The sequence below is a fragment of the Mesorhizobium tianshanense genome, assembly GCF_007830515.1.
Classification (GTDB): domain Bacteria; phylum Pseudomonadota; class Alphaproteobacteria; order Rhizobiales; family Rhizobiaceae; genus Mesorhizobium; species Mesorhizobium tianshanense.
The window spans coordinates 64,292-78,879 of the sequence record NZ_VLKT01000016.1 but is presented as its reverse complement, the minus strand read 5'-3'; the positions used below and the strand labels follow the sequence as shown (position 1 = coordinate 78,879).

Here is a 14,588-nt window from a genome sequence, read left to right as displayed (position 1 = left end):
CCCAAGCATGTCTTTCCGCATTGCGGCACCTTGCGTATCGCGCGACAATTACGCGCAGTAACTTTGCGTGAGCCTTGCCTTGCGACAGCGATAGGGCCCGTCTATGCTCTCTGATGAACATGATTTCCCCCGAAGCTGTGGCGAACAGCAAACGTGCCTGGTTGAAGATCCTGGCGCGCTACAAGACGCCGGACCGGCGACGCAGCGCCATTGAACTTGCCATCACCCTCATCCCTTTTGCCACGCTATGGGCACTGTCCTCGGCTGCCTATGCCTACGGCCATTGGTGGGGGCTGATCCTCATCCTTCCGGCGGCTGGCTTTCTGGTGCGGATCTTCATGATCCAGCACGATTGCGGCCATGGCTCCTTCTTCGCCAATCGCACTGTCGACGACTGGATTGGCCGTAGCCTCGGCGTCCTGACGCTGACGCCCTATGACTGCTGGCGGCGCGCTCACGCAACCCATCATGCCAGCGCCGGCAACCTCGACCAACGCGGCATGGGCGACATCACGACGCTGACCGTCGCCGAATACCGGCAGATGCCCTGGCAAGGCCGCCTTGCCTATCGTCTCTATCGTCATCCCCTGGTCATGTTCGGACTTGGCCCCATATGGCTCTTCATTTTCGAGCAGAGGTTGCCGGTCGGCATGATGCGGGGCGGCCTGACGCCCTGGGTGTCATCCATGGCCACCAATCTCGCCATCGCGCTTATCGCCGCGATCCTCATCTGGTTCGTCGGCCTTGGCGCCTTCCTGGTCGTGCACTTGCCGATCGTCATCCTCGCCGGTTCGGCCGGCATCTGGCTGTTCTACGTCCAGCACCAGTTCGAGGAGACCGAGTGGGCAAAGGATTCCGAGTGGGAATTCCAGCATGCGGCGCTGCACGGTTCCTCATATTATGACCTGCCGCCGGTGCTGAACTGGTTCACCGGCAATATCGGCGTCCACCACGTGCACCACCTCTCCGCCAAGGTGCCATGCTACCGGCTGCAGGAAGTGCTGAGGGATTACCCGGAACTGCGCGAAATCGGCCGCGTCACGCTTGTCGAGAGCCTGCGCTGCGTCAGGCTGGCGCTGTGGGACGAGAACCGCAGGAAACTGGTGTCGTTCCGCGAAGCGCGGATGGCTGCGTAAAAACACCCCGCCGCACCACAGGTGCGGCGGTGCTTGCAAGGCGTGGCTCAAGCCGCCTTGCGTTCGTCACGCATCAGGATCTCGCCGTGCTGGATCTCGGTGCCGAGCACTTTCAGGCATTCGCGCATGAAGGCGGCAAGGCCCGGCCAGCCCTTGGCCGACACCAGGTTGCCGTCGACATGGGCGCCGGTCGGTGAGACATCGATGTAGGTGCCGCCGGCCAGCGTGACTTCCGGCTCGCAATACTGGAGCGCCGCGACTTCCCTGCCACGCACGACACCGTCGACCGCGATCAGAATCTGCGCACCGTGGCAGATGGTGAAGATCGGCTTGCCGGTTTCGTGGAAATGCCGCACCAGCGCCTGCACGCGCTTATCGATACGGATGTATTCCGGCCCGCGTCCGCCCGCCGCATAGACGGCATCGTACTCGGCCGGGTTCACCTCGGAAAAGGTCTTGTTGAGGATGTAGTCGTGGCCAAGCTTTTCCGTATAGGTCTGGTGGCCCTCGAAGTCGTGAAGCGAGGTCCTCAGGATGTCGCCCGCCTTCTTGTCGGGACACACGACATGGACAGTGTGACCAACCGCATGCATGGCCTGTTCAAAGACGAAAATCTCGTATTCCTCGCTGAACTCGCCAACGAGCATCAATATCTTCTTACCAGCCATTCCCGGTTCCTCCCTTGGTGGCGATATTTATTTCGGATCGCGAAATAATACGCCTATCCTAAGGGCGGGACGGTGAAAATAAAAGACCGAATCTGGAAATTGGTCCGACCAGATTCGGCGATCTGCTCCGTGGAGGCGATCAGCTGGCGCGCACCCGCCGCCAGGAATATTTGAGGCCCTTAGCCTCCGGCTTCACGGTCGGCTGATAGGAGAGCGGCAGACCGCCGATGCGGCCTTCCTCGAGCCGTCTCAAAAGCACCGGATGCGACACTTCGAACTCGTCGAAGCCGAGACGCAGCATATGCGGCAACTGGTCGACCAGAACCTGCCCGGTGGCGCGGATCGCGCCTTCGAAATGATGGCGGCTGCGCAGCAGTTCACCCTTGGAGAAGGAACGGCCGTCACTGAAGGCCGGGAAGGCCAACGCCACCAACGATACCTGGTCGAGCAGGTCTGCGATCTTTTCAAGCTGGTCGCCGGGCTGAAGCAGCACGCCAAGACGTTCCTTCGCCGACCGGCGGACCGCCGGGTCGAGGTCGAGAAACGCCTGCAGCGGCAGGATGAAACGGCCATTGCCGGACAGCGCATCGGCACTTTCGGCATGGGTCCACTCGTCCTCGCGAAAGCCCGTCGGGGTCCAGAGGCGGGTGGCAATCTCCGGCGTCAGTTCTGTCATCAAAAAGATTCCTAAAGCGATGCGTCGGTCAGCGACTTCTCCAGTCCCGACAGATGGATGCCGCACTCGGTCTTGGCATGCCCCGCCCAGCGGCCGCTGCGCGCGTCCTCGCCCGGCTGCACCGGCTGCGTGCACGGAAAGCAGCCGATCGACAGATAGCCATAAGCGACCAGCGGATTTTCACGCAGCGCATGCGCGCGCATGTAGTTGGCCTGGTCGGCGGTCGTCCAATGCGCCAGCGGATTGATGCGGATGCGCGAGCCGACCGCCTCGAACACCGGGAGCGCTGCCCGCGTCGAGGCCTGGAAGCGCTTGCGGCCGGTAAACCAGGCGCGGAACGGCTCGACGCCGCGCGCCAGCGGCTCGACCTTGCGGACATCGCAGCAGGCGTCGGTGTCGGTCTCGTTCAGATTGCCGGTCGGATCGATCCGTTCGAGAGCCGCCTCGTCGGGCGTGATCACCCGGATATCAGTTAGCCCGAAATCGGCGACGAGCGCGTCGCGATAGCCGAGCGTCTCCTCGAAATGCTTGCCGGTGTCAAGGAAGATTACCGGCAGCGTCCGGTCGATCTTGGCGATCATGTGCAGCAGCACCGCCGAATCCGCGCCGAAGGACGAAACCGCGGCGATTTCATCGTGAAAGAATTCCCGGGCCGACCGCTCGATGATCTCCAGCGGCTTCAGATGACCATAGAGCGCATCGAGCCCCGCCGCTTCGGCGGCAACGCCGGCCTCGACGTCGACGATACGGTCAAGCGGCCTTGGTTTCGCCAGCATAGAGCGCCTCCTTGAACGGCGCGGGACCGACACGGCGGTAGGCGTCGATGAATTTTTCGTTTCTGTCGAGCCGAAGGCCGAGATAGGTCTCGACAATCTGCTCGATGGCATCGGTGATCTCTTCCGAGCTGAAGCCGCGGCCGATGATCTCGCCGACCGAGGTGTTCTCGTCGGCCGAGCCGCCAAGCGTGACCTGATAGAGTTCGGCGCCCTTCTTCTCGACGCCGAGGATACCGATATGGCCGACGTGGTGATGGCCGCAGGCGTTGATGCAGCCGGAGATCTTCAGCTTCAATTCGCCGATCTCGCGCTGGCGCTCGAGCGAAGCGAAGCGGTTCGAGATTTCCTGCGCCACCGGAATGGAGCGCGCCGTGGCCAGCGCGCAATAGTCGAGGCCGGGGCATGAGATGATGTCGGTGATCAGGTTTGAATTGGCCGTCGCCAATCCGATGTCGACCAGAGCGTCATAGACCGCCTTGAGGTCGGCACGCGCGACATGCGGCAGGATCAGATTCTGTTCATGGCTGACGCGCAACTCGTCGAAGGCATATTTTTCGGCAAGGTCGGCGACTGCTTCCATCTGGCTGTCGGAGGCATCGCCCGGCGCTTCGCCAATGCCCTTGAGCGAGATGGTCACGGCGGCATAATCGGGATGGCGATGGGTCACCACGTTCTGGTCGAGCCATTCCGAAAAACGCTTCGAATCGAGGCGGGCAAGCTTGACCGCTTCGTCGCCTTCCGGCCGTTCGACCAGCGCCGGCGGCGCGAAGTAGGCATCGATGGCGCGGATGTCGGCTTCCGGCAGCTTCAGATCCGCATCCTTCAGTTCCTGCCATTCGGCCTCGACCTGGCGAGTGATCTCCTCGACGCCGGTCTCGTGGACGAGGATCTTGATGCGCGCCTTGTATTTGTTGTCGCGGCGGCCGTAGAGGTTGTAAACGCGCAGGATCGCCGTGCAGTAGGACAGAAGATCGGCCTCGGGCAGGAAGTCGCGTATCTTCTTGGCGATCATCGGCGTACGGCCCTGGCCGCCGCCGACATAGACGGCGAAACCGAGTTCGCCGGCCGCGTTCTTCTTCAAGTGCAGGCCGATGTCATGCGTCTGAATGGCGGCGCGGTCGCGCTCGGCGCCGGTCACCGCGATTTTGAATTTTCTCGGCAGGAACGAGAATTCCGGATGCACCGACGACCATTGACGCAGGATTTCCGCATAGGGGCGCGGGTCGGCGACCTCGTCGGCGGCGGCACCGGCAAAGTGGTCGGCGGTGACGTTGCGGATGCAGTTGCCGCTGGTCTGGATGGCGTGCATTTCCACACTTGCCAGGTCGGCCAGGATCGCCGGGATATCCGACAGCGCCGGCCAGTTGAACTGGATGTTCTGGCGCGTCGTGAAATGGCCATAGCCCTTGTCGTATTTGCGGGCGATGTGGCCGAGCATGCGCAACTGCTTGCTGTTCAGCGTGCCGTAAGGCACCGCGATGCGCAGCATATAGGCGTGGAGCTGCAGGTAGACGCCGTTCATCAGTCTCAGCGGCCGGAACTGATCCTCGGTGATCTCGCCGGCAAGCCGCCGCGCGACCTGATCGCTGAACTCGGCGACGCGGGCCTGGACAAAATCGTGATCGAACTCATCGTAACGGTACATGTCTGGTCTTTCCGGGCGCGTCCCCCCGCTTAAATCAATGTCGCGATCTACGCCGCCCGGGCAGCTTCCGGGCGGGCCTGCTTGCCCAGGTCGTTGCGGTTGGTGGGGCCGGCGGCCCGGATCTTTTCACGCAGACGAACCGGAACGACCACACCATTGGCGACAGTCACGTCGATCAGATTGACGTCGACCACTTCATTGTTAGCAAGGGCCGTGGCGCCGATCGCCTCCAGCCGGTCTTCGGCCGCCTTGTCGTCGGCGAGATCGGCATTGTCGATGATCTCGGCCCAGCCGCCATTGGCGTACCAGACGGCTTCGCCGTCGGCGAGGCGGTTTGCGGTCAGAACTTTCATCGTTTGGCTCCTTCGGCGGCTGTTTGGGCCGCGCCTTCATGCCTGTGTGCCGCGAGCGGCTCGGAACGTTCAAAGTTGGCGCCGGCGACTGCATCGCCGATGATCGTCATGACCGGGCCGGCAAGGTCGGCGCGGACCTCCAGCGACGGCAGGTCGGCGAGCGTGCCGTGGAAACGGCGGCGGTTGGCAAGGCTGGCATTCTCGACCACGGCGACCGCCGTATCCGGCGACAGGCCCGCCTCGATCAGCCGGCCGGCAACCTCGGCCGCGACCGAGCGGCCCATATAGACGGCGACCGTGGCGCCGGAAATGGCGAGCTTGGCCCAGTCGGGCAGCGAATTTCCCTTGAGGTCGTGCCCGGTGGTGAACACCATCGACGACGACACGCCGCGCAGCGTCAGCGGCAGCTCGAAATCGGCGGCGGCGGCGAAGGCCGCAGTGACGCCCGGAACCACCTCATAAGCGATGCCGGCGTCGCGGAGCGCTGCCATTTCCTCGCCCGCGCGCCCGAACACCAGCGGATCGCCGGACTTCAGCCGCACGACGCGCTTGCCGTCACGGCCGAGTTCGATCAGCAGCGCGTTGATCTCGGCCTGGCTCTTGGTGTGGCAGCCCTTGCGCTTGCCGACCGGCAGACGCTCGGCGTCGCGGCGGCCCATGGCGACGATCGCCTCCGGCACCAGCGCGTCATGGACGATGACATCGGCTTCCATCAGCAGGCGGTGGGCGCGCAGCGTCAGCAGGTCCTCGGCGCCCGGGCCTGCCCCCACCAGGGCAATGTGGCCCGACGACGGCGCATTCGAGAGCAACAGGTCGACGGCGGCATCATGCGCCTGCGAAAGCTGGCCGGCCTCCATGGCGCGGGCCGGTGCGCCGCCGAAGAAGTCGCTCCAGAAGCGTCGCCGGGCATTGCCTTTCGGCAGCAATCTCTCGGCACCGCGCAACGACGCGGCAAGCGAAGCAAGCGGCCCGAGCGACGGCGACAGCATGCGGTCGATCTTGCCGCGCAGCATCTGGGCAAGCACCGGGCCGGCCCCTTCCGTGCCGACGGCAATGGCGACCGGCGCGCGGTTGACCAGCGCCGGGGTGAAGAAATCGCACAGGTCCGGCCGGTCGACGGCATTGACCGGAATACCCAGCCGACGCGCATCCTCGGCAACGCGGCGGTCGAGCGCCTCATCGCCGCTGGCGGCAAACACCATTACGGCACCTTCGAGATGCGCGGCGTCGTAGGCGGCAGCGATGTGAATGGCGCCATTCGCGGCGATGAAGGCCAGCAACTCGGCCTCGGCGGCATCGGTGATGATGCGCAGCACAGCACTCGACTGGCCAATCAGCCGCGCCTTGGCCAGTGCCTCCTGGCCGCCGCCGACGATGGCCACGGCTTCGCCCTCGACCCGCATGAAGACGGGAAAGGCGTTGAGCTTGGAGGTAGCCTGCGGCATGGGCGAGCGGAATCCTAAAGTACGCTGTCGGTTCTACGCGCTAGCGCGAAAAAGCAGAAGGAACGCACTCGCGCATCGCTTCGTGCGAAGCAATCGCTTTTCCCCAAGCACCAGAGGCAGGAGAAAAAAATTCCACACCCACGAGTGGAGCGGACCCAAGCCGCTGTTGCGGGCCTTAATCTGCGGCCGTTCTAGCGGCAATCGAGGTGTATCACAAAACACTTTTTTCTAAATTCTACTAATCTAGTAGATTAAAGCTACCATGCACTGAACACCGTCATCCCCGGTTAGTTGGCTGGCTTGCTCGCTGTTCTTGTCGTCACCGGAACATTCCTGCCTCGGCGCGCGTTTGCCATGCGAACCCGAGCCTGGCTGTTCGGCTGCGGCAACGGCTCCTGGGATGGGCCCGGAAACCATGAAGAAAATCAGGAAAAAGGAGCGCTCCGTGAACAATCTCAAGCTGAAACGTGGACTGTGGATCGTGGTGGCCGACGGCGAGAAAGCGCTATTCCTCGAAAACCGTGGGGACACGCAATATCCCGACCTTCAGGTCGTGCAGGAGATGGAGCAGGTGAACCCGGCGACGCGAGAGCAAGGCTCGGACCGCCCCGGCCGCTACAGCGACGGCCCTTCCATCCACCGCAGCGCAGTCGAGGACACTGACTGGCATCGTCTCGGCAAAGAGCGTTTCGCCGACGAAATTGCCGAGCGGCTGTACAAGCTCGCGCATCGCGGCGCCTTCAAGGAGATGGTGCTGATCGCGCCACCGCAAGTGCTTGGCGAGATCCGCAGAAAACTGCACAAGGAAGTTGCCGAGAAAATCACCCTGGAAATTCCGAAGACGCTGACCAACCACACCATCGTCGACATCGAAAACTTGCTGCAGGCGGCCTGATAGCACGCACCAGGCGCGCAATACCCATTGCCAGCCCCGAGGCGGCTCGCCTCCTGCCATCTTTGTCATCGATTTCTTGGCATTGCGGGTTGCCTCGCGGCTACCCGAGCCCCCATTGCCAACGCGACGGCTCTTTTGGCGGCGCATATCCGACATCGTGATTTTGAAAGGCGCTCCATGGACCATGTCGCACGACACGCCCCTTATCGCCACCATCGTCGCCGGTTTGGGGCTGGCTTTCGTCTTCGGCGCAATTGCCAATCGCTTCCGCATCCCGCCACTGGTCGGCTACCTCATCGCCGGCGTTCTGGTCGCGCCGAACACGCCGGGCTTCGTCGCCGATGCCGGCCTCGCCACTGAACTGGCCGAGATCGGCGTGATCCTGCTGATGTTCGGCGTCGGCCTGCATTTCTCGTTGAAGGATCTGTTGTCGGTCCGCGCCATCGCCGTGCCCGGCGCGGTCGCGCAGATCGGCTTCGCAACGGCGCTCGGCGCCGGCCTTGCCTGGATGCTCGGCTGGTCGATGGGCGCGGGGCTGGTGTTCGGGCTGGCGCTTCCCGTCGCCTCGACCGTGGTGCTGTTGCGCGCGCTGCAGAAGCGGCGGCTGATCGAAACCGAGCGTGGCCGCATCGCCGTCGGCTGGCTGATCGTCGAGGATCTGGCCATGGTGCTGGCGCTGGTATTGCTGCCGGCCTGGCCGGTGTGCTGGGTGGTCAGGAGCAGGTGGAGGCCACTCCAGCGGCCTGTTGTCGCTGCCGGCGAGCTACGGCGTTTGGGGTGTCATCGGCATCACGCTAGCCAAGGTCGCGGCCTTTGTCGTCGTCATGCTGGTGGTCGGCCGCCGTGTCATCCCCTGGATCCTGCACTACGTCGCCCACACTGGATCGCGTGAATTGTTCCGGCTGGCCGTGCTCGCCATCGCGCTCGGCGTCGCCTTCGGCGCGGCCAAGCTGTTCGGCGTCTCGCTGGCGCTGGGCGCTTTCTTCGCCGGCATGATCATGAGCGAATCCGAACTCAGCCACCGGGCGGCCGAGGAATCGCTGCCGCTGCGCAACGCCTTTTCCGTGCTGTTCTTCGTCTCGGTTGGCATGCTGTTCGACCCCTTCAGCCTGATCAGCAATGGTTGGCCGGTCCTGGCGACGCTGGCCATCATCGTCATCGGCAAGTCGCTGGCGCCCTTCGTCATCGTCGTCGCCTTCCGCTATCCGATCGCGACCGCGTTGATGATTTCGGCAAGCCTCGCCAGATCGGCGAATTCTCGTTCATCCTGGCCGAACTCGGCGTCGGGCTGAAGCTGCTGCCCGAACAAGGACGCGACCTCATCCTCGCCGGTGCTATCCTGTCGATCGTCCTCAACCCGCTGATGTTCTTTGCCGTTGACTGGATGAAACCGCCGCTGGAAAGGCGCGCCGGCAAGACGGCGTCGCTCGACGAGGCAAAGCCGATCGGCCCCGCGACGGAGCCAGGTCAACTGGCTTCGGTTGCGGCACCAGTGAAAGAGAACGGCCCACTTCCCAGGACAACGCTCACCGGCCACACCATCCTGATCGGCTATGGCCGTGTCGGCAGCCTCGTCGGCGCGTCGTTGAAGGAGGCCGCTCTGCCCTTCCTCGTCATCGAGGATGCCGACAAGACGCTGGCGAAGCTCAAGGCCGACGGAATCGAAACCGTGTCCGGCAACGCCGCGAACGGCGAGGTGTTCGCCGCAGCCAATCCCGAGGGCGCCAAGCGGCTGATTCTGGCCATTCCCAACGCCTTCGAGGCGGGGCAGATCGTGCTGCGCGCCCGCACCGCCAACCCGAAGATCAACGTCATCGCCCGCGCCCATTCCGATGCCGAGGTCGAGCATCTCAAGGGGCTCGGAGCCGATACGGTGATCATGGGTGAGCGCGAGATCGCCCGTGGGATTGTGGAAGAGGTGATGGAAGGCGGGGCAGAGCCGAACGCGCCGGTTACTTAACTCGCCAGCGTTCGCTCACACGTGCTGGCCGCCATTGATGTGGATTTCCGAACCGGTCACATAGGACGCCTGCTGCGAGCACAGGAAGAAGATGATGTCGGCGACTTCGGCCGTGGTGCCCAGCCGCCGCAGCGGGATAGTCTCGACGATCTTTTCCGTGCCCGGTGACAGGATCGCCGTGTCGATCTCGCCGGGTGCGATGGCGTTGACGCGAATGCCATGCGGGCCGAAATCATGCGCCATTTCGCGCGTCAGTGAACCGAGTGCCGCCTTCGACGTCGCATAGGCGGTGCCGGCGAAGGGATGCACGCGGGTGCCGGCGATCGAGGTGACGTTGACGATCGAGCCTTTGGCAGACGCCAGTTCCCTGAACAGCCCTCGCGCCAGCATGATCGGCGCGAAGAAATTGACCTGGAACACGTCGCGCCAGACGTGCATCGGCGTATCGATCGAATTCATGCGGCTGTTGTCGCCCTCGAGCTTCGGCGAGATGCCGGCATTGTTGACCAGCGCATGAAGCTGGCCGCCATGCGCCTCCAGCCGATGGCGGATTTCCGAGATCGCGATGCCGACATCCTCCTGGTCGACGAGATCGACCTTGATGTGGTCCTCCGGACCGGCCGGCCACGGGCAGTCCTCGGCAAAGGCCTGGCGCGAGCAGGTGATGACGCGCCAGCCTTCGCGCGAGAAGCGCTTGACCGTGGCATGGCCGATGCCGCGGCTGGCGCCGGTCAGCACGATGGTCTTTCTGGTGTCGGTCTCGGCCATGTCGCGGTCTCCAAACTGGAGATGTAGCGGAACACTGTCGCGGTGGCGAGGGGTCAGCCGCCGGTGAGGATGTCGAGGATCGAGGTCTGCCGCTTCTTGACAGGCCCGCCGACATCGCCGGGCGGCACCGGATGCTTGATCGATGCGGTGGTTCCATCACCGCCCGGCATGCCGAAGCCGCCGGCATCGACCGTTTCGGCGGGACGCGCGGCGCGAGCCGGCGACGCCTTTTGGGCGGACGGCGCGGATTGGCCGACCGAAGCGGGCGGCGCCGGCTGCGCTGCGGCGGACGGAATTTCGTCCTGGACGATCGTATCCGCAGGCGTCGACCTCCATGTCCCCGGCAGCGGCCGCACCGGCACGCCTTCATGCGCGGCGACCATGAACTCATGCCAGGCTTGCGCCGGCAGCGCGCCGCCGGTGACCTTCTTCATCGGACTGCCATCGTCATTGCCGAACCAGACGCCGGTGGTGAGATTGGCTGTATAGCCGATGAACCAGGCATCGCGCGAATTCTGGCTGGTGCCGGTCTTGCCAGCGGCCGGCCAGGCAAAAGCCGCCTTCCTGGCAGTGCCGATTTCGACCGTGCCGGTCATCATCGAGTTCATCATGCCGACGACGTCGGGTTTGACGACACGCGGGGCGCCGCCGCCATTGTTGGCGTAGAGCACCTTGCCGCTGGCTGTCGTCACTCGGCGGATGAAATGGACTTCCGGCCGGTAGCCGCCATTGGCGAAGGGGACATAGGCCGACGTCAATTCCAGCGGCGTCACTTCGGAGGTGCCGAGCGCGATCGAGGTGTTGGCCGTGAGGTCGGTTTGGATGCCCATGCGATGCGCCGCCTCGATGACGGCGTCAGGCCCGACTTCCATGGTCAGCTGGGCGGCCACCGAGTTCAGCGATTTCGCCAGCGCCGTCGCAAGCGTCACCTTGCCGAAATACTTGCCGCCGTAATTGGTCGGCGTCCATTTGCCTATTCTGATCGGCGCGTCATTGCGCACGCTGTCGGGCGTGCGGCCGGCTTCCAGCGCCGCCATGTAAACAAAGGGCTTGAACGCCGAGCCCGGCTGGCGGCGCGCCTCCGAGGCACGGTCGAACTGGCTGGTCGAATAGTCATAGCCGCCGACCATGGCACGTACCGCGCCGGAATTGTCGATCGACACCAGCACGCCCTGGCTGGCATTGAGCTTTTTGCCGCTTCCGTCGATCAGCCGCCGGATCGATTGCTCGGCGAGCTTCTGCAGCGTGAGGTCGACGGTGGTGTCGACGATGATGTCGCCGCGCACGTCGCCGATCAGGTCGGGCAGTTCTTCCATGATCGTGTCGGCGACATAATTTTCCGAGCCCGTCCAGTAGGATGCCACCCGCGTTGCCGGCGCGCTCATCGCCGCGGTCAGGTCCTTGGCGCTGACCATGCCTTCGTCGCGCATGGCGGCGAGAACAAGCTGCGAGCGCTGCTCGGCCGCCTTCGGGTCACGCGCAGGAGACAGTCGCGACGGCGCCTTCAGCAGGCCAGCCAGGAGTGCGGCCTCCGGCAGCGTGACATCGCGCGCGCGCTTGCCGAAATAGCGGCGCGAGGCCGCTTCGACACCATAGGCGCCGGAGCCGAAATAGACCCGGTTGAGATACATTTCGAGGATCTGGTCCTTGGTGTGCTTGTGCTCGAGCCACAGCGCCAGAAGCACTTCCTGCACCTTGCGTTCCAGCGTGCGATCTGGCGTCAGGAACAGGTTTTTCGCCAATTGCTGGGTCAGCGTCGAGCCGCCCTGCGAAAAACGGCCGCCGAGAACGTTGGCCACCATGGCTCTGGACAGACCGATGGGATCGATGCCCAGATGAGAATAGAAGCGGCGATCCTCGATGGCGATGACAGCCTCGGGAATATAGGTCGACATTTCATGCAGGCCGACGGCTTCGCCACCGCTCATGCCGCGATTGGCGAGCAGCTTTCCGTCGACGGAGACGATCCTGATGTTGGGCGCGCGGTCGGGGATGGCCCAGGTGGTGGCCGCCGGCATTTTCGCGCCGTAATAGACGACGATGCCGGCGGTGGCGATTCCGCCCCAGATCGCCAGCACGAAGCACCAGTAGAACAAACGGCCGAGCACGCCAAACAGGCCGCGCCGGCTTTTGCCACGCCCACGGCGCGATGATTTTGTCTTGGCCGATTGGCGCTTTGCAGAGGTCTTGCGGTTGCTCGGCACGACGCGATCCTCCTCGCTCACCGAAAAACCGGCCGAGGATTTCGCCCGTGGCGGCCCCTCGAAGCTGGGTTCGATGCGGTTGTCTCTGCGGTTCGCCATGCGCTGTGCTGTCTATCCCGATGCCTATGGCGTTCGGGGTGAAGAGTAGATGCGGCGATTTAAGGGCGGGTTACTTTATGTAGAAATGTGCGGTGACGTGCGACGACGTGCTAGTCATAGTAAGTGACTGATCTGGCTTGCAAATTACCGCTGAGCCGTTTTAACTAAAACGGGCTGCTGACGAAATCGACGTGCGAATAAGGCCGGATTACCTTATTCAGAAGGAGAACATATCGTGAACCAGAGAAAGTCCAATCGCCACCATTTCACCCAGCGTTTCATCGACAAGCTGGTCGCCCCAACGGAGGATGGGAAGCAGAAGGTTCTGTTCGACGAAAGCCTACCTGGGTTCGGGGTTCAGTTGTCGGGCCTCACAGTCAGCAAAATCTACATCGTGCAAAAAGACATCTTCGCCCGCACCGTGCGTCGCACTGTCGCCCATGTGAATGAACTCAAGCTCGACAAGGCACGCGAAGTCGCGGGATTGATGCTGCTGCAAATGCGGCAGGGGATTGACCCCAAGCCACGCAAAATCGCCGAGGAAAAAGACGAGGCCCCTGTCACGTTGGAGCAGGGATTGGAACGCTATCTCAAAGCCAAGACGAAGCTGCGCGATGGGTCGATCAGCAAGTACCGTCGCGCTGTCAGATACCTCGGCTGGGGCCACAAGCCGATGTGCGAGATCACGCGCATGATGGTTGAAGACAAATTCTGGGCGATGACCGAGGAGCGTGGCCCCACAACCGCCAATGATACATTCGTGGCTCTGCGCGCTATCTGGCTCTTTATGGAGAAGCGAAGCCCGCTGCCATCCAACCCGTGTTTCATTCTCGCTGATAGCTGGCATGATATCCCGCGCCGAACGACAATCGTTCCCGACGACAAGCTTGCCACTTTGTACACGGCGCTCGACGGTGAGGCACCGAGCAATGCCGCCTATGTTCGGTTCCTGATGTTCACTGGAATGAGAAAGAACGAAGCACGGACGCTGCGCTGGGCTGACATCAATTTCAACCATGAGCCAGCGGACCTACTGGACCGGAAGCGGCTCGGCAAAATCGGCACCATCACCATTCCCCCGGAGCGCCATAAGTCAGGCAACCGGACCAAGACCCCCTTTGTGCTTCCCATGAGCCGTGAAGTCCGCAACGTTTTGATCGCCTGCAAACAGATACGCGAGAACGATTTCGTCTTCCCCGGATGGCGGAAAGGCGAACCGGTCAAAGATATCGACCGCCTGTTTTGGCGGCTGTCAGACGCCTGCGGCATGTCCGCTGAGGTCGTGGATGAGAAAACGGGAAAGAAGAAGCTCAATCGGCTCCTGACGCCCCATGCCCTGCGCCGCACTTTCTTGACCGCAAGCACGAATGCCGGGGTTCATGTCTGGCACCAAAAGGCCCTGCTCAACCACAGCAGCGGCAGGGACGTGACGGCTGGCTACAACATTGTGGACATGCCCGCCCTGCTCAAAGCCGCACAGATGACATGCGACTACTTATCCGACCTGTGCGGAGTGAAGCAGGACTGGACCGAGAATGTCGTGGGATTGTAAAGCAGATGGCAATTTTTACTCTACGCGTCGTTCAGTATCTGGATACCTATGCCGAATCTATGCTGGATAGCTCCGTATAGTATTAATAAAACGTGTTCGGCGACAGGACAATTTACCTGTTGTGGACACGGAACAACTTCCGTTAACATGCTGTCACACATCGCAACACGGCGAACGGAGGTTGATCCTGCAATGTCTGAAATCTCATTCGGCAAACCGCGCTTGGTCAATGCGTACGAGGCGGCGAGGCTGCTTGGCTTGACGTACGAGGCGCTATCTTGGCGCCGGATCAAAAATCCCGAGATCAGCCCACCGTTCATCCGATTGGACCGCAAAAAGGTTCGTTACTGGACGCCGGACTTGGAAGAGTTCGTGCGTAGACAACGGCATCTGCTTCCGGCGGAGTGAGCG

Annotated in this window: 12 protein-coding genes and 1 pseudogene; 5 read left to right on the top strand and 8 right to left on the bottom strand. The window is 62.8% G+C overall.

The window, feature by feature from the left end:
- The first annotated feature begins 113 nt into the window (after positions 1-113).
- On the top strand, positions 114-1,136 hold the full coding sequence (locus IQ26_RS14620; protein WP_145718347.1) for a fatty acid desaturase: 1,023 nt from the start codon (positions 114-116) through the stop codon (positions 1,134-1,136).
- Between the two features lie 47 nt (positions 1,137-1,183).
- On the opposite strand, the gene IQ26_RS14615 is transcribed toward IQ26_RS14620, so the two are convergent.
- The 6 genes from IQ26_RS14615 to cysG form a co-directional block, all read right to left on the bottom strand.
- Positions 1,184-1,804, bottom strand: a complete 621-nt coding sequence (locus IQ26_RS14615; protein ID WP_145718345.1) for a DJ-1/PfpI family protein — start codon at positions 1,802-1,804, stop codon at positions 1,184-1,186.
- 139 nt (positions 1,805-1,943) lie between these two features.
- Positions 1,944-2,480: a DUF934 domain-containing protein gene (locus tag IQ26_RS14610; protein WP_145718342.1), complete on the bottom strand. Its 537-nt coding sequence runs from the start codon at positions 2,478-2,480 to the stop codon at positions 1,944-1,946.
- An 11-nt stretch (positions 2,481-2,491) separates the two neighbouring features.
- Positions 2,492-3,256 carry a phosphoadenylyl-sulfate reductase gene (locus IQ26_RS14605; RefSeq protein WP_145718340.1) on the bottom strand — a complete coding sequence of 255 codons (765 nt, stop codon included), beginning with the start codon at positions 3,254-3,256 and terminating at the stop codon, positions 2,492-2,494.
- A complete protein-coding gene (locus IQ26_RS14600; protein ID WP_145718338.1) occupies positions 3,231-4,901 on the bottom strand; it encodes a nitrite/sulfite reductase in 1,671 nt (556 codons plus the stop codon). Before IQ26_RS14600 ends, IQ26_RS14605 begins: the two co-directional genes overlap by 26 nt.
- 47 nt (positions 4,902-4,948) lie before the next feature.
- Complete coding sequence (locus tag IQ26_RS14595) at positions 4,949-5,254, bottom strand: DUF2849 domain-containing protein (protein ID WP_145718336.1); 306 nt, start codon at positions 5,252-5,254, stop codon at positions 4,949-4,951.
- Positions 5,251-6,699 carry a siroheme synthase CysG gene (cysG, locus tag IQ26_RS14590; protein WP_145718334.1) on the bottom strand — a complete coding sequence of 483 codons (1,449 nt, stop codon included), beginning with the start codon at positions 6,697-6,699 and terminating at the stop codon, positions 5,251-5,253. Before cysG ends, IQ26_RS14595 begins: the two co-directional genes overlap by 4 nt.
- A gap of 445 nt (positions 6,700-7,144) precedes the next feature.
- Here cysG and IQ26_RS14585 point away from each other — a divergent pair, with 445 nt between their 5' ends.
- Together IQ26_RS14585 and IQ26_RS14580 are read left to right on the top strand one after the other, a co-directional pair.
- A complete protein-coding gene (locus IQ26_RS14585; protein ID WP_145718332.1) occupies positions 7,145-7,594 on the top strand; it encodes a baeRF12 domain-containing protein in 450 nt (149 codons plus the stop codon).
- A gap of 184 nt (positions 7,595-7,778) precedes the next feature.
- Positions 7,779-9,554, top strand: a pseudogene (locus tag IQ26_RS14580) (cation:proton antiporter domain-containing protein).
- 15 nt (positions 9,555-9,569) lie between these two features.
- Here the strand turns inward: IQ26_RS14580 and IQ26_RS14575 are convergent.
- Both IQ26_RS14575 and IQ26_RS14570 read right to left on the bottom strand, forming a co-directional pair.
- The gene (locus IQ26_RS14575; protein WP_145718330.1) at positions 9,570-10,322 is read right to left on the bottom strand and encodes an SDR family NAD(P)-dependent oxidoreductase; all 753 of its coding nucleotides are present in this window, start codon (positions 10,320-10,322) and stop codon (positions 9,570-9,572) included.
- Positions 10,323-10,375: 53 nt separating this feature from the next.
- Positions 10,376-12,625 (bottom strand): transglycosylase domain-containing protein, encoded by a 2,250-nt coding sequence (locus IQ26_RS14570; RefSeq protein ID WP_145718328.1) that lies wholly within the window; start codon positions 12,623-12,625, stop codon positions 10,376-10,378.
- Positions 12,626-12,860: 235 nt separating this feature from the next.
- On the opposite strand from IQ26_RS14570, the gene IQ26_RS14565 reads away from it, so the two are divergent.
- Positions 12,861-14,177, top strand: a complete 1,317-nt coding sequence (locus tag IQ26_RS14565) for a tyrosine-type recombinase/integrase (RefSeq protein ID WP_145718326.1) — start codon at positions 12,861-12,863, stop codon at positions 14,175-14,177.
- A 192-nt stretch (positions 14,178-14,369) separates the two neighbouring features.
- On the top strand, positions 14,370-14,585 hold the full coding sequence (locus tag IQ26_RS14560; RefSeq protein ID WP_145718324.1) for a hypothetical protein: 216 nt from the start codon (positions 14,370-14,372) through the stop codon (positions 14,583-14,585).
- Positions 14,586-14,588: the final 3 nt, after the last annotated feature.